Source organism: Chryseobacterium sp. SSA4.19 (genome assembly GCF_022601875.1).
In the GTDB taxonomy this organism is placed as follows: domain Bacteria; phylum Bacteroidota; class Bacteroidia; order Flavobacteriales; family Weeksellaceae; genus Chryseobacterium.
Genome location: NZ_JAKVIP010000003.1, coordinates 131,097 through 148,174 on the forward strand (window position 1 = coordinate 131,097; position 17,078 = coordinate 148,174).

Annotated in this window: 15 protein-coding genes; 2 read left to right on the forward strand and 13 right to left on the reverse strand. The window is 39.4% G+C overall.

Features of this window, described 5'->3' with window-relative positions; genetic code table 11:
• Window positions 1-25 precede the first annotated feature (25 nt).
• The 11 genes from glp to MKJ01_RS03055 form a co-directional block, all read right to left on the reverse strand.
• Window positions 26-1,225, reverse strand: coding sequence for a gephyrin-like molybdotransferase Glp (gene glp, locus MKJ01_RS03005; protein WP_241611556.1), 1,200 nt, complete (start codon window positions 1,223-1,225; stop codon window positions 26-28).
• Window positions 1,182-1,787 (reverse strand): NTP transferase domain-containing protein, encoded by a 606-nt coding sequence (locus MKJ01_RS03010; RefSeq protein WP_241611554.1) that lies wholly within the window; start codon window positions 1,785-1,787, stop codon window positions 1,182-1,184. Before MKJ01_RS03010 ends, glp begins: the two co-directional genes overlap by 44 nt.
• Window positions 1,787-2,767: a GTP 3',8-cyclase MoaA gene (gene moaA / locus MKJ01_RS03015; protein ID WP_241611552.1), complete on the reverse strand. Its 981-nt coding sequence runs from the start codon at window positions 2,765-2,767 to the stop codon at window positions 1,787-1,789. The genes MKJ01_RS03010 and moaA overlap by 1 nt, the downstream gene beginning before the upstream one ends.
• A 1-nt stretch (window position 2,768) precedes the next feature.
• Window positions 2,769-3,890: an XdhC family protein gene (locus tag MKJ01_RS03020; RefSeq protein WP_241611550.1), complete on the reverse strand. Its 1,122-nt coding sequence runs from the start codon at window positions 3,888-3,890 to the stop codon at window positions 2,769-2,771.
• Complete coding sequence (locus MKJ01_RS03025) at window positions 3,887-6,082, reverse strand: xanthine dehydrogenase family protein molybdopterin-binding subunit (RefSeq protein WP_241611549.1); 2,196 nt, start codon at window positions 6,080-6,082, stop codon at window positions 3,887-3,889. Before MKJ01_RS03025 ends, MKJ01_RS03020 begins: the two co-directional genes overlap by 4 nt.
• A gap of 6 nt (window positions 6,083-6,088) precedes the next feature.
• Window positions 6,089-7,069 (reverse strand): xanthine dehydrogenase family protein subunit M, encoded by a 981-nt coding sequence (locus MKJ01_RS03030; protein WP_241611547.1) that lies wholly within the window; start codon window positions 7,067-7,069, stop codon window positions 6,089-6,091.
• Complete coding sequence (locus MKJ01_RS03035) at window positions 7,066-7,686, reverse strand: (2Fe-2S)-binding protein (RefSeq protein WP_241611545.1); 621 nt, start codon at window positions 7,684-7,686, stop codon at window positions 7,066-7,068. The genes MKJ01_RS03030 and MKJ01_RS03035 overlap by 4 nt, the downstream gene beginning before the upstream one ends.
• 503 nt (window positions 7,687-8,189) lie before the next feature.
• Window positions 8,190-9,026 (reverse strand): phosphatase PAP2 family protein, encoded by an 837-nt coding sequence (locus tag MKJ01_RS03040; RefSeq protein WP_241611544.1) that lies wholly within the window; start codon window positions 9,024-9,026, stop codon window positions 8,190-8,192.
• A 299-nt stretch (window positions 9,027-9,325) separates the two neighbouring features.
• Window positions 9,326-10,321: a phosphotransferase gene (locus MKJ01_RS03045; protein WP_241611543.1), complete on the reverse strand. Its 996-nt coding sequence runs from the start codon at window positions 10,319-10,321 to the stop codon at window positions 9,326-9,328.
• Window positions 10,322-10,741: 420 nt separating this feature from the next.
• Window positions 10,742-11,620 (reverse strand): NAD(P)H-binding protein, encoded by an 879-nt coding sequence (locus MKJ01_RS03050; protein ID WP_241611542.1) that lies wholly within the window; start codon window positions 11,618-11,620, stop codon window positions 10,742-10,744.
• A 79-nt stretch (window positions 11,621-11,699) separates the two neighbouring features.
• Window positions 11,700-12,269, reverse strand: coding sequence for a Crp/Fnr family transcriptional regulator (locus MKJ01_RS03055; RefSeq protein WP_241611541.1), 570 nt, complete (start codon window positions 12,267-12,269; stop codon window positions 11,700-11,702).
• A 483-nt stretch (window positions 12,270-12,752) separates the two neighbouring features.
• Here MKJ01_RS03055 and MKJ01_RS03060 point away from each other — a divergent pair, with 483 nt between their 5' ends.
• Both MKJ01_RS03060 and MKJ01_RS03065 read left to right on the forward strand, forming a co-directional pair.
• Window positions 12,753-14,756, forward strand: a complete 2,004-nt coding sequence (locus MKJ01_RS03060; RefSeq protein WP_241611540.1) for a S9 family peptidase — start codon at window positions 12,753-12,755, stop codon at window positions 14,754-14,756.
• 311 nt (window positions 14,757-15,067) lie between these two features.
• Window positions 15,068-15,373, forward strand: a complete 306-nt coding sequence (locus MKJ01_RS03065; protein WP_241611539.1) for a hypothetical protein — start codon at window positions 15,068-15,070, stop codon at window positions 15,371-15,373.
• A 12-nt stretch (window positions 15,374-15,385) separates the two neighbouring features.
• Here the strand turns inward: MKJ01_RS03065 and MKJ01_RS03070 are convergent, their stop codons facing one another.
• Complete coding sequence (locus tag MKJ01_RS03070; protein WP_241611538.1) at window positions 15,386-16,309, reverse strand: AraC family transcriptional regulator; 924 nt, start codon at window positions 16,307-16,309, stop codon at window positions 15,386-15,388.
• A gap of 18 nt (window positions 16,310-16,327) precedes the next feature.
• Window positions 16,328-17,065: an SDR family oxidoreductase gene (locus MKJ01_RS03075; RefSeq protein ID WP_241611537.1), complete on the reverse strand. Its 738-nt coding sequence runs from the start codon at window positions 17,063-17,065 to the stop codon at window positions 16,328-16,330.
• Between the last annotated feature and the right edge of the window lie 13 nt (window positions 17,066-17,078).

Consider the following 17,078-nt stretch of genomic DNA (forward strand, 5'->3'; position numbering starts at 1 on the left):
TGGATATAAATAAGAAGTCTGAAAATTATACCGGTAAAAGATGAACCTTTACTTCCTCTCCTGTCTGGCATCCCATAGAATTTTCATCCAATACGATAAAGCAGTTAGCCTGGGCAAAAGAATGCAGCCGATATGACTCCTGGGCATGTAAAGGCATTACTTTTCCATGATCATAGAATCCTTTCAAAAAATGAGTAAAACCTGGAGGTTTTATATAGTCATTTGTCACAATTGCTGTTGTTTCTGTTAAAGAATTTCTTAAGCCCATGCACTTTTCCAGCGCAGGAAGAACATATTCATAGAAGCAGGTTAATGAGGATGACGGATTTCCGGGCAGGCCAAAAACAAGTTTTTCATCCTTTGTTCCAAAAAACAGCGGTTTCCCGGGTTTCTGCCTGATCTTATGAAATTGTTGTTTAATTTTGCATTTTTCCGCTGCCTGGGTTACAAAATCATAATCCCCAACACTTACGCCTCCATTCAAAAGAACCACGTCATTTTCCATCAGGGCTTTTTGTAAAACATTGTATAACAATTCAGGATGATCTTCCGCAGTATAAATATCGATATTCTGTATGCCTGTTTTTTTTAATGCAGCAGTCAGCTGAAAAGAATTTGCTTCATAGACCTGACCAAATTCCAATGGCTGACCGGGACTTTGCAATTCGTTTCCAGTGAGAATCAGCGCTACTCTCGGAGGTAGAAAGACAGGAACCTCAATACAGCCAATACCCGCAAGAAATCCAATGGTGGCAGGAGAAAGATAGGTATCCGAGTCCATTGCGGACACTCCGGATTTAATCTCAGAGCCTCTCGGCCGGACATTCAATCCAACCGATATCTTCTGATCCAATACGACCAAAATGCCATTTTCAACCCTAACTTTCTCCTGCATAACGACGGTATCTGCGCAGTCCGGTAAGGGTGCACCGGTAAATATTCTTGTTGCCTCCCCTTTTTTGATCTTTAGCGTCCGGGAACTTCCTGCAGCCATTTCTCCAACGATGCGGAGAGGCTGATCCCTATCTTCAAACCTGATAGCATAGCCATCCATTGAAGACTGTGCAAAATTCGGAATATCAACAGAAGCAAATATCTCATCAGCAGTCACAAATCCGGAGGCTTCTGAAATAGGCAAAATCCCTTTTCTCCTGGGCAGTAAAGTGTTGTGAATTATATTTTTAGCAACCTGTACTGATATCATGATGCTGGATAAGTTGTTCATAATCGTCTTTTGTATCAATATCAATACGGCCTTTTTCAAAATCAACAGCTCCTACATCCTGGGAAAACCGGAGTAATAATTTCTTTGCACCTTCATTACCGGAAAGTCCGGACAGTTGATCGAAATACTTCCTGTCAAAAAGTACCGGAGTCCCCAAGACACCGTCGTAAGAGGAGGCAATAATTTTTTTTTGACTTTCCCGGCTTCTTGTCATTAATTCAGAAAATACAGAAGAATCAATAAATGGCTGGTCACAAACAGCAATAATGAGGTTTCCGATGTTCGGAAATTCATGTAATATACTCTTGACACCTATTCGTATGGATGAGCCCATTCCCTCCTGCCAGTCAGGATTGTAAGCAGTGAACAATTGAAGATTTTTGATTTCATTTTCGATTGAAATCTTTTCAAAACCCGTTACGGCAATTACAGCATCAGTAACCTTTAACGCTTGTTGGGCAACATGATACAGCAAACTTTTCCCGCTGTACTTCAGCAATTGTTTTGGGGTTCCCAATCTGGAAGAATTGCCTGCCGCCAATATGATGATTCCTGTTTTCATTAGCCTCCTATCGTGATCATACTTCTGTTTTCCAATGTATTTACGTCAATATCATCAAAAACACCGCTGAATTGTCCCCCCAGTGCTTTAGCTTTGCCCATAATTGTCTGCCCGATTAACGGAAGAATATCTTCTCCTCTTCGTAAAGCTCCTAACAGATCTGTTTCTCCTTTAGAAAAAAGACAGTTCTTCAGTTTACCGTCAGCAGTCAGACGTATCCGGTTGCAGGTATCACAAAACGGGGCACTCATCGTACTGATCACGGCAAATGAACCTGTATGCCCGGGGATGGAATATCTTTTGGCGGTATCATTCGCTACCGGCTTCTGGGGAATGATCTCATATCGGCTTGAAATTTTCAATATGATTTCCTCGAGCGATAAGACCTGATTGCTCGTCCACCGGTTGCCGCTGAATGGCATAAATTCAATAAAACGTACTTCTATATTCTGATATTGGGTTAATGCGATAAAATCTACTATTTCATCGTCGTTAAGGCCTTTCATGACCACGACATTCAATTTTACCCGGATGTTATTTTTTACTGCCAGCTCTATATTACTTCGTACGCGTTGGAAAAGGTCTCTTCTGGTAATCCTGAAGAATTTATCCTGCTGCAGGGTATCGAGGCTGATATTGAGGGTTTTGATTTTTGCTGACTTTATTTCTTCGAGCATCTCATCAATCCTTACCCCATTTGTTGTCATGGCAAGTTCAATTCCCAGTTTCCCTAAAGACTGCAGTATTTTCGGCGCGTCTTTACGAACCAGCGGTTCACCACCGGTCAGCCGTATTTTTTTAACTCCGTTGTCAACGAAAAGCCTGGCTATGGTTTCAATTTCATCTGCCTGCATTAATTTGGAAACAGGTGCAAAAGCATATTTTTCTTCCGGCATGCAGTAAAAACAGCGCAGGTTGCAATGATCTGTCAATGAGATCCTGAGATAATCATGGACACGCCCGAAAGAATCTTTAATCATTTTAATTGTATATCGTAAATATTGAACGGTGTATTTTTTCTTTTTTATCGCGCAGTGAACTTCCATCCCTGTTTTCCATAATGGCTTTGATTTCTGCTACTACGGACAATGCAATTTCTTCAGAGGTTTCTGCTCCAATATCCAGACCAACGGGCCCGTAAATTTTATTTAATTGTTCATCAGTGAGCAACCGTCCGGCATTTTTTAAATCATCAAGCATCCGGTTGAGTTTCTTTTTTGGCCCTAAAACTCCAATGTACCTACAATTCTGAGTAACCATTTGTTTTAAAACTTCGAAATCATAGGTATAATTATGGGTCATCAGCACTACACAGGTCCGTGAATCTACTACAATATGGTTAATGAATTCTTCAGACTTTATGATAAGTATTTTTTTAGCTTCAGGAAATCTCTTTTGAGTAGCATGCGTCACCCTTCCTTCCGCAACCGTCACTTCCCAACCTAATAGATCAGCCATTTTAGAAAGAGGCTGGACATCATTTCCCGCACCGACAATGATAAGTGAAAGCGGAGGAGGGATATATTCTATCAAAACAGTCTGTTCTTCACCTTCTGTCTCCAAATTTGTAATTAATGATAATTTATCAAGAAAAGCCTGTCTTACCTTATTGATCAGACCCTTTTGGATATTGCCAGTGTTTTCATCACTATTGTAAACTGCTGAAGTACCGACCTGGACAGCGTTTCTTTTTAAAGAAAATACCGTCACAATCACATGATCATCACGGGAATTTTCAACTTTTTGAAGCAGTGCAACAGGATTTTCAGAATTTTCAGGATCAATATATTCAAAAAGAATATGAACGATGCCGTTACAGCCCAACTGGACACCAATTTCTACAGCGTCCTCATCACTGGTATCATACGTGACCAGTTTGTTTTGTTTTTGATGAATGGCGAGCAGGGCTTTACGCAGAGCATCCCCTTCAAGACATCCTCCGCTGATGGCTCCGGTTAATATCCCGTCTTCATTAACCAGCATCCGTGCTCCGGGCTGACGGTATGAGGAACCTTCAACTTTAACCACGGTGGCCAAAGCAGCCTGCTTCCCTTCTGAATTTGCCTGTCTGTAGGAGCTGATAATCTTGCTTAATTCCGTCATTTTTTAATCAATATTTTATCAAGCGTAATCGGCAGGTCCCTTACCCTGTTTCCTGTAGCATTAAAGACTGCATTGGCAATGGCCGGTGCCATTCCTACAAGGGCTGTTTCGCCAAGGCCTTTTGTACCCATAGGATTACTGTAGGGATCTTTCTTATTCACAAAGAAAACTTCCTGCTTAATAATATCGGCATTTACCGGTACATGGTAATCGGCTAAATTATTATTAATCGCCCTTCCAAAACGATGATCAAATTCCAGTGCTTCATGCAATGCCATTCCGATACCGCCAACAGCACCTCCATACATCTGGCCTGCAGAAGTTTTTTCGTTAATTACCGTACCGATATCTGCACAGGAGACAACGTGGGCAAGCTTGATTCTGCCAATAGCAGGATTAACGAGAACTTTTACGAAGTGTACAGAATAAGAATAGATGGAATATTTTTTAGCCTCTTCACTGTCTTTGGAATCCACCTCTGCTGTCAGTACGCTTAATCCGTTGTTGGAAAGCAATTGGGCTGAATTTAAACGCTTTGCTCCGTTACCATTAACAATTTCACCATTGGAAAATTTCAGTTGATCAGCAGGAACACTTTTGAAAACAGGATCTTTTGATGCCAGATTTAAAATACTCTCATTAAGCTTAGTACATGCTTCAAACACGGCTGAGCCTACTGATGAAGTAGTCGCAGATCCTCCCTGCGTGGGACCTTTCGGTAAACCGCTGCTTCCCATGGTAATAATGATCTTCTCGGCCGGTATTCCTGAAATTTCACTTCCGATTGCCGTCATCATCGTTGCCGTACCCGGCCCCATATCATTAACGCTGCATTCCAGTTCCAGCCTGCCATCCTGCAAAAGTTTCGCTCTGACAGAAGTTTTATTACGCCCCGATCCAAAGGTTCCGGTGCCCATGCCGTATCCTACCAGCCAGCCATCTTCCCTATTGGTGCCGGGCGTGTTCTTCCTGTTTTCCCATCCTATACGTCTCATTCCTTCCTCATAACATTCCAGGACATGCTTGCTGCTCCAGGGTTTATTTCTTTCCTGGTCTTTATCTGCGTGATTTCTTTTCCGGAACTCAATAGGATCTAAACCAAGCTTATGAGCCATTTCATCCATTGCCGATTCGAGAGCAAAAGCTCCGGTAGCTTCGCCGGGTCCACGCATCCAGATAGGCGATCCTACGTCGATAGGTGCAATTCTATACTTAGTGGCAACGTTGGCACAATCATATAAAAAACGTGACATGTTCACGGTTGCTTCGGTAAAATCTTCATATGTTGAAGTCTGACCTGTTGCTTCATGGCTCAGTCCGGTAAGTTTTCCGTCTTTTGTAGCACCAATTCCTATTTTTTGTATCGTGTAAGGCCTGAATCCTACATTGGTAAACATCTGTTCCCGATGAAGCACCAGTTTAACAGGTTTTTTCAGTTGTTTCGCGGCAACCAGCGCAGCAATCTCGTAAGGCCAGGTATGAAGTCCCATTCCAAAGGCACCACCTACAAATTCTGAATGAACAGTTACTTCTTCAGAATCGATTCCAAATACATTCCCTACACTCTTTCGGGTTCCTTCCACCCCCTGGCTTTTTGTATAAAGTACCGGCTTTTCATTTTCCCAAATGGCAATGATATTGGCCAGCTCCATGGGATTATGCACATCGGCAGGCATTACATATTCAAGCTCCAGACTGACTTCGGCATTTTTATAAGCTTCAGCATTACCGCGGGAATAATCCTTGGACTGCTCTCCCTCAGGCATTTTTCTTTTATCCAGTGCCTGGTGAAGGTCTGTAATATGTTTTTCCGCTGTATATTCTGCTTTAATAAGGCTTGCAGCGTAACGCATCCGTTCAAAAGAATCTGCAATGACAATGGCAATAGGCTGATCATAGTAGGCAATGGTCTCATCTTTTAAAATCTGCTGAGGCTGCCCAAAGTTCCGGGCCTCTTTCTGTTTTTGATACCCCGCAGGCTTGTCGATATTTTTATGAGTGATTACAGCCAATACGCCTGGTGCCTGCTCTGCTTTTTTTGTATCGATATTTTTGATTTTTCCCTTTGCGATGGTGCTGCCGACAAGGCATGCATAGGTGACACCGGGGATTTTATATTCGGCTGAATACGTAGCACTGCCAGTCACTTTGGCAAAGCCGTCCACCCTGTTTAAGTTTTGTGTTTTACTCATAGTAAATTATTTTGAGGCAGCAATGGTCAGTGCTTCAATTATAGAGTTGGGAGCTAAGGTAAGTTTAAAGTCATTGCCGCCATAGCTTTTAGCTCCTGTCATTGCAAGTTTTGCCGCTTCTTTGAAAGTTCCTGCATCAGCCTTTTTCCCTTTCAGAAATGTCTCAACCTCATTCAGCCTCCACGGCTTATGTGATACTCCTCCCATGGCGAGCCGTGAATCGGCAATTAATCCGTTTTGCATGTCTAATGCTACAGCCACGGATACCAGAGCAAACGCATAGCTGGTCCGGTCACGCACTTTAAGATAGTGTATATTTTTAGTAAAATTGTGATCCGGGATTTCAATCGCTGTGATCAGCTCATTATGTTCCAGTATCGTATCTTTTTCTGGTGAATTACCCGGCAACCGGTGAAAATCCACAAAATTGATCTGCCGGTTGCCTTTCGGCCCGTTGGTAAAAATAACGGCATCCAATGCTGCTAATGCGACACACATATCGCTGGGATGCACGGCAATGCAACTTTCAGAAGCTCCAAAGATAGCATGCATCCGGTTATACCCTTCTTTTGCACCACAGCCACTATCCTGTACCCGTTTATTACAAGGAAGATCGGTATTATAAAAATAAGAACACCGCGTGCGTTGCAGCATATTACCTCCAACAGTAGCCATATTGCGTATCTGTTGGGAAGCGCCCGCAGCAAGGGCCAGAGAAAGCAGCGGATGTTTACGCATGATGGTTTTATCTTCTGCCACATGGCTGTTTTTTGCCAGTGCTCCGATCCGGGTTTTCCCCTCTCCCTGTAAGATTTCTTTTAACTGAAGACCGTTAATGTCAATAAGTTTATCAGGCGTGGAAACATTTTTTTTCATCAGGTCTACGAGGTTGGTTCCTCCTGCTATGAACTGAGCATTCTGATCTTTCTTAATAGCCGCCACAGCAGATGCGGGACTGGTCACTTTAAGCAACTGGAAATTTCTCATACTTTCTCACCATTTTTTTTAACTTCCTGAATGGCATCCACAATATTGTGATAAGCACCACAACGGCAGATATTCCCACTCATATACTCACTGATTTCTTCCCTGCTGTTGGCATGCCCTTCCTTAATACAGGCAATGCCGCTCATGATCTGCCCTGAGGTACAGTAGCCACACTGGAAACCGTCATGTTTAATAAATGCTTTCTGCATGGGATGCAGCTTCCTGCCTTCTGCAAGACCTTCAATCGTTGTTACCTTTGTATTCTGCTGCATGGACGCAAGCGTAAGGCATGATAAAACACGCACACCGTCAACATGCACCGTACAAGCACCGCATTGACCATGATCACAGCCTTTTTTACTGCCTGTCAGCTGAAGGTCTTCCCTTAGGAGGTCCAGTAAAGTTTTGCGAGGTTCCACTTTCAGGGAATGTTTTTTCCCGTTAATTTCTATAATCAATTGAACCGTTTCAAAATATTCAGCCACTTTCTCATCCCATTTTTTGTCCAGTGCTGCCACCAGGGAAGTGGGAGTAAGGGCTAAAGCAGTCAGTACGCCTGATTTCTTCAAAAATTCCCGCCGGGAATTTTCGCTGTTTCGTTCTTTTTCTGGTTCCATATCAAATTTTGTTTATATATAACTGAGGGTCAGTAAATGTGCTAATGCCCATAACGGATCCTAATGTTCAATTTTTAGTCTCTTCAGATCAATAATTTTTTTTACCTGGTAATGATGATCTATATAAGATTATCAGGAAAAAAATGATTATTATGTATTGAGGAAAGCATGTATTCAATGCATGACTATAGATTGACCAGTGTTAAATATAAGGATAATTTCTTATAAAAAGATTGATTTGAATCTTGGAAAATTAATCATTTAAAATGGACCCTATCTTTAGAGATGATATTTCTTATATGTTGAAATCATAATTTATAACAAATGAAAACAACATTTATAATGGGCATCCTATTTCTTCAGGCATAAGAAAGGACATGAATAATGTTTCTCTGGTGGCTGTAACTTAGAAAGATAATATTTTCCCTATAAACGACTGTAAACGCATAAAGACCTCTATAAATAATGCCGGCCGTTTTTGAGAGTATGACCTTAACAAAACTTCAGATCTTAATTTTCCCCCGATTGACAAATATTTTGCTTTTTATCAAAACAAACAGAGATAAATTACTGCTGTTTTTCTGGTGATAATATCCGATGATAATTGCTATTAATGCAGGTAATAAAATTATTAATCCTTCAACACTCATATATTGATTCAGAAAAAGAGCAGCTGAAATGAAAATCCAGCCTAATAGAAAATAATAATTTGCCCACCGGAAATTTTGTTGTTCAGGATTATTTTTATGGTAAGGAATGATGATAAAGCTAACATGTGCAAGGGTGGCTCCGGTTAATACATCAATTACATGATGCTGATAAGTGGTCAAGGTTGAAATTCCAACAAGTACCAGAGAGATCATTAAGAAAATGCGCCACCTTGAAAGATCTCTGAATACCGACCAGAATATAAAGGCGAAAGCAATATGTAGTGATGGGGACTGGTTAAAAGGTGAATCAAATGTTTCTAAAAATGAAAAAGGGAGATTCAAAATAGTATTAGACACTTCAAGTTTTACAAATGAAAACCGTAAAGGAACTGTCACGAAAAATATTCCTGCTGCCATTGTTACAAAAAGCATTCTCCATGTTAATATTTTTAACTGTTTTTTATTCTTACATGAAAAAAACACGATGCAGAAAAAAAGCCCGCTTGCCATGTATGGAATAATTGATAAAGGCACGAATGGGATCAGTCTCTCGAAGTTAAAAGTAAATGATGGTACTTGATGTGCAGAAGAAGCATACCAAGTAGAAAGATTGTAAACAGCCATGAATACAATAGTACAGACGGTTAATGCAAATGCCTGCTGCCGGATTTTCAATTTCTTTTCAGTCATTCGCTTTTTTTTACTATAATGATTAATGATTGAAACAGAAGACCTGTTAGTGATTTATCATCCGCTTATCTATAAAAGAAGATGATAATTTTTATTCTTCATTTATTTTATTAATAATTTCCATGCCATTTAGAAGGCATTTTGATATTCGTTATATCAATCATTAACCATTTTCAGCTTGGCGAAGTGGCTGAAATCAATGTACAAATATTATGATGTATATAAAATTTAATTAAAACCGATTTATCTGTAATAGCTACTTACCTATCTTTTTTTAAGACTTTTAGCTTGTCAATTTGTTATTCCATCTCAATCTTGTTGTAAGCAATCCATCGTTTTAAATTCCCAACCATTCTTTTTAAATGGTCTTCATTCAGGAAAATATTGGTCCAATATTCAAATCTGTCACACTGAACACTTATATAATAGGTCATGATTGCTAAACAGGCGTAGGGCAAAAACTCCTTTTCATCATTACTCATTTCGGCTACAGTCTCATACCCTTTTATGAAGCCATCTGCTTTTGCCTGATATTCCTCTTCATTCAAATGAGTTGAAAATAACTGGAATAGGAAATAAGAAATATCAAAGCATAAATAGCCGTTGCCACAAAAATCGAAGTCAAAAAATGTTATTTCTTTTTCATCATCAATGTGTAAGTTGTCAAACCAAACGTCAAGATGAACCGCTCCATATCTCATTTTCTGTTTGTTAAGAGCTTCCATTTTCAGCGTTAAAAAAGCAGAAAGGGTTTCTAAAAATTGAGTTTCGTTACTATTTGTACTATAGAATTCCTTCGTTTTTAAAACAGAATCCTTAAACAAATTTTGAGCATTATAAGAAATTCGCCTCAGTTGAAGATCTTCTGTGGACTGATGTACTTTTGCCAATGCCTTCCCTATTAAAAAACTTGTCTGGTCAGAAAACTTTGCCGTTTTCACACCTTTAGCAAACGAAAATAAAACACCAAACCTTATTCCTTCCGGTGCTTCAATTTCCTGAATAAAAGTACCCGATTTATCTGCTATTGGGAAAGCAACTGGCCGGCCCGCCTCTTTTAGGAGCGTTAAAAGCCTTAATTCTTCTTTAATTTCCAACTTTGTCCGCCAATTATGCGTGTACACTCTAAAGACATATTTGTTTTCGCCATCATGAACAAGATATAAATGATTCATAGCAAGCCGAAATATTTGGCATTCCGTTTTGCTGGTGAATCCATATTTTCGCTGGATCATCTCAGCAAGTGCTATCGGTGAAAGTGTGCTATTTATTGCAGGAAATTTCTCTGTCATCATTTTTTAGTTCATAGTTGGTTATAAAATATATGTAATTCCGTCATCATTGTAGGATGAATACATCAAATCGTTTTTTAAGATCAATCTTTTTTGGAATCGCACATCTTGTTTTATTCCATATCTTTATCATCTATCTGACCGTTTTTGTCTTTTTAGACTTTCAAACTTCAGATCCTTACATCTAAAATATTTTATTCAGTAAATAACCTTTTAAATAGCATGTAAGTATTGATTATTCCGAGATTTAGATATCGTATTATTAAGGATTGCAGCTATGCAATGCCGGGACATTAAAGGAACAAACCTTCAAATTTACAACCTCTGTCCCAATATTGCAAAACTACTTTTTAATTGCCGCTTTGTTTCTGTGGGATTGTTTTATTTATTAACCTTTTACTTGTTTTGTGTCCCTGTTTAGCTTTAATTTATTTTAGAAATCAAATTTTCAATCATCCATTCTTTAATAGTTGTCGTGGTTGTAGTTGCCTCTGTTCTCGGTTCTATGGCATATAGACCACTACCAATTGCCTCCAGCATTTCTGTTAAAGAGTTTGCAAATGCTTTACTTGTGTGATGTTCTTCCAAAAGCGTTTTTATATAATCCTCTTTTGAAACTTGTTGAAAACGGATAGGTTTTCCTGCTACATCACTCATTTGCAGCGCAATTTCATTGTAACTTATGTCTGCCGGACCGTGAACTGCAAATCCTTCAACGCCTGTCCAGGTGTTATCAATTAAAAGTTCTACTGCTTTTGATGCAATGTCTCGTACTGCAATTTGTGGCGATTTGTAATTTCCGTCAATCGGCAAAAAGAACATTCCGGTTTTTTTCAGAGATACAATCTGATACAAAAGGGTTTCAAAAAATACCGGACAACGCAATGCTCTTACGGATGCTCCTGATTGGCTGATTATATCTTCGCTTTTGTGCAGCGCTGTTAAAAGTCCTGCCTGCAAATTACTTTCTTTGCCGCCACCGGATAAATAAATAACTCTTTTTGTACCCGCATTTCTAATTGCTTGTGAAGCCACTTTTGCAAAATCTTCATAATATGCATTTACATCTTCCTGGGTATTGCTTTGAGGTACACAAAAATAAAGGGTATCACAGCCCTGCAATGCTTCCGTAAATTCGTATTCATTAAGAAAGGAGCCTGTGGCAACTTCTACTTTCTCCAAAATTTCGGCTGGTATTTTTCTGGGATCTCTCAAAAAAATTCTAACCTGTTGCCCTTGCTCTATCAATTGTTGCAGAATCATTGAACCTGTATTGCCTGTCGGCGTTGTTACTAAAATCATAATTGAACTTTTTTATTATTTAATGAAGTACAAAGATGATAAGAGTAAATTTTTAAAACATTGTCCTATGTTCACGTTTTCAAATCTTTGATTTTAATCTGCTTAATGTCTGAGGAGTAAGCCCTAAATAAGATGCAATCATTTTATTTGATAGTCTTGTTAACCATCTTGCCTGGTTTGTCAAAACCCAACGAACTTTTTCTATTGCTTCCAAACCTTGAAAACAATAAATACGTTCTTGTGACTTAATAAAAGCCAATTCTAAGATTTGTCTGTAAACAAAACCAAACTGTGGAACCGTTTCAACCAAATTAAAGTAGTCGTCCCGGTTGATCACTAACAATTCCGAAGGTTCGATAGTCTGCATAAATTCAAATGACGCTTTCTGATTGATCAGACTTGGTAATGCAGTTCCAAAAGTATCTTCAAAATAAAAATATTTTGTTCCTTCTTCTTCTTTATTATTAACACTAAAAAGTCGTATGCACCCCTTATTTACAAAATAGTAATGTTTGCAAATTTCGCCTTCTTTCAGCAGAAATTCGTTTCGTTTGGTCTTTTTATATTTAAAATATGAAGAAATATAGGAAAGCGTCTTATCGTCGATTTCAGTTCTTGTTTTAAAATATTTTTCTAATTGTCTATACACTTTGAATTTTTTAGATTTTCGTTAGAATGGCAAATATTAATATTTGTTCAAATAAGTGTTTGGTTTGGAAATATGCTGCATAATTTAAGTCAGATATTGTATTTGCACGATTATTATAATTCCCCAATTTTTTATGTAGAGAATCTACATTTAAGAATTTAAAATCGTAAAATTTCACATTTCCCATGTCTTTTTTAGTATTATAGACAAGCTGCAAATTTAAGTATTGCTGTAATCCGATTACTATAACTTCGCAGAGCTCTGTGCGCTAATTTAAAATTTATATTATTCTTAAATTAGTAATTGATTTAAAATAACAAATATTTACTTTTGAGATTGAAGAGTATTTTGTTTTTTATTAAAACAAGTAGAGATAAAACAGTCTTTTCTTTGATAATGATAGCCGACAATAATCTTTTCCTGTAACAAAACACCGGTTTAAGGCGTCTTATCATAAAAATATTTTTCACCAAATTATGAGACATGAATATTAACGCTAAAATTTTCGGGATTACCACCATCGTGGTATCCTCCATTATGATGAACGCACAAACCCAGACCAATAAGCTTCCGGGAGATCCTACCCTTGTTTCTACAAAGGCCACTTTCGACCAATTGATTGCGTACGATAAAGGCAATTTCAAATACAAAGTGGAAGATTATTTTGCCAGGCCGAAAGCCTCACAATTTAAGATTTCACCGGATGGCCAGTACCTTTCCTACAAGGAAAAAGACAAGGACGGCAAAAACCACGTGTATGTCAAGAACATCAAAACCGGAAAAATCACCAAAGCACTTGAAGAAAAAGATGACCTCATCAGGAGTTATGGCTGGCTGGATAAAAAACGTTTGTTCTATACGCAGGACCGCGGCGGAAATGAAAACCTTCATCTGTATGCCGCCGACATTGATGGGAAGAACCTAAAGGACCTTACGCCTTTTGAAGGGATTACATTAAATACCGTGAGATCCATCAAAGATACGCCATTTGTGATCGTTACAATGAATAAAAACAACAAGCAGATTTTTGAACCGTATAAAATCAATTTCAATACTGGAGAAATGACGCAGTTGTACGAGAACAAAGACATCAACAGCCCGATTGACAATTATATTTTCGATAAGGACGGCAATCTTCGGGGATATGCGATCCTGGAAAACGGACTGACCACGAAGCTGTATTATAAAGATCTGCAGAGCGGAAAATTTAACCTCCTGAAATCCACAGACTGGAAAGATAATTTTTACATCATCAGCTTTAACGAAAACTCCGGGAACAAAGATGAAGCGTATGTGGTGACGGATCTTGACGGCGATAAATCGAGGATCGTACTCTATGATGTAAAGAAAGATGCCGTGATCAAAGAAGTATATTCCAACCCGGATTTTGATGTGAATTTCATCAGCCTTGCGGGTAAAAACAGGAATTATGAACTGGACTATATCAGCTATAATGGCATTAAAAACGAAACCATCCCGGTAAGCCCGTTTTATAAGGAGGTTCATGACCGACTGGCTTCGGAGTTCGGTGATAAGCAGTTTTCCGTAGTTTCGTCGGATGATAAAAATGAACAGCTGCTGGTAGTGGTTGACAGCGATAAGCTTTACGGAAAGTATTATGCCTACGATACCAAATCCAAAACCAGTAAGCTGCTTTTCGACCTGATGCCGCAGCTTAAAGAGGAAGATATGGCGGAAATGCGTCCGATAGAATTTAAAAGCAGGGACGGCGTAACGATCCACGGATACATTACCCTGCCGAAAGAAGCGCTACAGGGAAAAAAAGTACCGCTGATCGTCAATCCTCACGGCGGGCCACAGGGAATCCGTGATGACTGGGGCTTTAACCCGGAAACACAACTGTTTGCGAGCAGGGGCTATGCTACATTACAGGTGAATTTCAGAATTTCCGGAGGCTACGGCAAGGAATTCCAGAAGTCGGGCTACAAGCAGATCGGAAGGAAGGCCATGGATGATGTGGAAGACGGTGTAAAGTATGCCATTTCACAGGGCTGGATCAACAAAGACAAAGTAGCAATCTATGGCGGTAGCCACGGTGGCTACGCCACGCTGATGGGACTGATCAAAACACCCGATCTTTACACCTGCGGCGTTGATTACGTAGGCGTATCCAATATTTTCACTTTCTTCGATTCCTTCCCTGAATACTGGAAACCGTACAAAGAAATGGTAAAGCAGATATGGTACGACCTGGATAATCCTGAGGAAGCCAAAATTGCCAAGGAAGTGTCACCTGTGTTCCGGATTGATAAGATCAAGAAGCCGCTGTTTGTAGTCCAGGGAGCCAATGACCCGAGGGTCAATATCAACGAATCCGACCAGATCGTGAAAGCATTGAGAGCAAAAGGCTTTGAAGTGCCCTATATGGTAAAATATGACGAAGGCCACGGATTCGGGAAAGAACATAACCGCATTGAGTTCTACAAAACCATGCTTGGCTTCTTTGCCGAAAATTTCAATAAATAAAACGGTTGATTTTTATCGTTCGTAAAAAACAGGAACCCGAAAGCTTCCTGTTTTTGTTTTTCAATATCACATTTAACAGATCATTTATCAATACTTCCTCAGCTGAAACTGTGAAAGACAAAGTATTTACTGATATATTTTTCTTCTCCAAAAGGCACTTTACCACAGTAACCAATGCAGATGGCCGGATAATAACTTATGATGAATAATTGGCTGCAAAAACAGTACTTTATCTCACTTCTAATCCATTGGCTGAATCAAACTCAAAGAATGGTTTAAGGTTTGATGATGATTAAATTTAAAAATCAAGAATGACTAAAAAGCCTCATTTTAAAGCCATGCTGACCTATCTTCCTACAGAAGACGGAGGAATTGCAACACCGGTATCATCGGGTTTCAGAAGTGTGATCCGATTTCCGTTCGATCAGCAGGAATTTATTGCCAATCAGACATTTTTAGATACTGACCTCGCTTTTCCGGGCGATATCCTGAGTGCAGACATCCTGGTTTTAGATGCTAAAGATGTGTTGGGAAAAATATATGAGGGAATCGACTTTGAGCTTCTTATTAATTCAAATACGATCGGAAGCGGCGTAATCACTCAAATCTATCAATAAAACTATATTTATTTATAGCCCTTCATTAAACGACTGCCTGAACTCCAAAGGCGAAACACTGGTTTTGGCCTTGAACAGTTTACTGAACGACTGTGAATGTTCAAATCCCAATCCATAAGCAATTTCCGAAACGGAAAGATTTGTCGACGATAATTTTTCTTTGGCTTTTTCAATAATGACGTTCTGAATGTATTGTTGGGTGTTGAATCCCGTGAATGACCGCAACATATCGCTCAGATAACGCTGTGAAAGTTTTAATTCCGAACTGATATATTTTACGGACGGTAAACCGCTCTCCAAACCCTTCCCCTCATCAAAATAGGTATTTAATAATTGATCCAAAGATGTTATGATGTCATGATTCACTGCTTTCCTGGTAATAAATTGCCGGTTGTAAAAACGGTTGCTGTAATTCAGCAACAATTCCAGCTGTGACACCAGAACATCCTGACTGAAATGGTCAATATTGGTGTGGAGCTCGTTGGCTATAAAAGCAAATAGACCGGCTATGATCTCTTTTTCTTTTGCTGATAAAAATAAAGCTTCCGAAACATCATAAGAAAAAAAGCCATACTGACTGATTGTTTTTCCCAATGCATAATTTCTGATAAAGTCCGGATGGAAATACAGGGCAATCCCTTCATAGCTTGCGATATCTTCCGGCGGATAAACGATTTGTTTCGGTTTTAAAAATGCCAGCCCGCCTTCTTCAAAATCATAAAAGCCCTGTCCGTATTTTATCTGTCCTTTAAATGTATGTTTAAAGGAAATTTTATAAAAATCAAGGCTTATTTTCCGACCCTTAGGAAATGTTTCCATCGGTACATTGCTGTAATCCACCAACGCAATCAACGGGTGCAATGGTGCAGGAAGTTCCAATAGCCGCATCAGCTGCGATATACTTTGGATGTGATGGATGTCAGGTTGTGGCTGCATTTTCTTTTACGAATGTAATCAATTTTGTTTTGACGGACGAATTACAATTTCGCCAATTTCAACATCACCGGGTTGGTTTATAGCATATAACACCGCATTCGCAATGGCTACGGGATCAATGGCCATTTGTTCCATTCCCTGTTGAATAGTAATCTTCATTTCTTCGTTCCTGATATTGTCTGCAAAATCAGTATTTACGAATCCCGGTGAGATGCCCGTAATACGGATTTTTCCGTCCGACTCCTGGCGAAAAGCTTCCGAAATCGTACGAATGGCATTTTTTGTACCGGCATAAACACCCATCATAGGGGTAATTTTTAATCCTGCCGTTGAAATGATATTGACAATATGTCCCGTTTGCTTTTGTTTAAAAACAGGAATGGCAGCCGCCATTCCATACAATACCCCCTTAAGGTTGATATCGATCATTTCTTCCCAACCTTCGATATCCAGATCATCGATGCGGCTTAACTGGCTGACACCCGCGTTGTTTACCATTACATCCAGTTTCCCGTATTGTTCAATTGCCGTATTGACCAACTTTACCAGATCAGCTTTATTCTTTACATCCATTGTAATAAAAGAGGCTTCACCACCATTAGCTCGTATGTCTTCTGCCAGCTTTTGCAATAGTTCTGTCCGTCTTGCACCCAACACAACTTTTGCACCGTTTTTTGCCAATTCCAGAGCGATGGACTTCCCCATCCCACTGCTTGCCCCTGTAATGGCAACTACTTTTCCTTTAATATTTTCCATTGCTGTATATTTA

Coding starts and splice junctions, on each gene's coding strand:
- glp (WP_241611556.1), bottom strand. CDS start 1,225: ATGAACAACTTATCCAGCATCATGATATCAGTACAGGTTGCTAAAAAT.
- MKJ01_RS03010 (WP_241611554.1), bottom strand. CDS start 1,787: ATGAAAACAGGAATCATCATATTGGCGGCAGGCAATTCTTCCAGATTG.
- moaA (WP_241611552.1), bottom strand. CDS start 2,767: ATGATTAAAGATTCTTTCGGGCGTGTCCATGATTATCTCAGGATCTCA.
- MKJ01_RS03020 (WP_241611550.1), bottom strand. CDS start 3,890: ATGACGGAATTAAGCAAGATTATCAGCTCCTACAGACAGGCAAATTCA.
- MKJ01_RS03025 (WP_241611549.1), bottom strand. CDS start 6,082: ATGAGTAAAACACAAAACTTAAACAGGGTGGACGGCTTTGCCAAAGTG.
- MKJ01_RS03030 (WP_241611547.1), bottom strand. CDS start 7,069: ATGAGAAATTTCCAGTTGCTTAAAGTGACCAGTCCCGCATCTGCTGTG.
- MKJ01_RS03035 (WP_241611545.1), bottom strand. CDS start 7,686: ATGGAACCAGAAAAAGAACGAAACAGCGAAAATTCCCGGCGGGAATTT.
- MKJ01_RS03040 (WP_241611544.1), bottom strand. CDS start 9,026: ATGACTGAAAAGAAATTGAAAATCCGGCAGCAGGCATTTGCATTAACC.
- MKJ01_RS03045 (WP_241611543.1), bottom strand. CDS start 10,321: ATGATGACAGAGAAATTTCCTGCAATAAATAGCACACTTTCACCGATA.
- MKJ01_RS03050 (WP_241611542.1), bottom strand. CDS start 11,620: ATGATTTTAGTAACAACGCCGACAGGCAATACAGGTTCAATGATTCTG.
- MKJ01_RS03060 (WP_241611540.1), top strand. CDS start 12,753: ATGAATATTAACGCTAAAATTTTCGGGATTACCACCATCGTGGTATCC.
- MKJ01_RS03065 (WP_241611539.1), top strand. CDS start 15,068: ATGACTAAAAAGCCTCATTTTAAAGCCATGCTGACCTATCTTCCTACA.
- MKJ01_RS03070 (WP_241611538.1), bottom strand. CDS start 16,309: ATGCAGCCACAACCTGACATCCATCACATCCAAAGTATATCGCAGCTG.
- MKJ01_RS03075 (WP_241611537.1), bottom strand. CDS start 17,065: ATGGAAAATATTAAAGGAAAAGTAGTTGCCATTACAGGGGCAAGCAGT.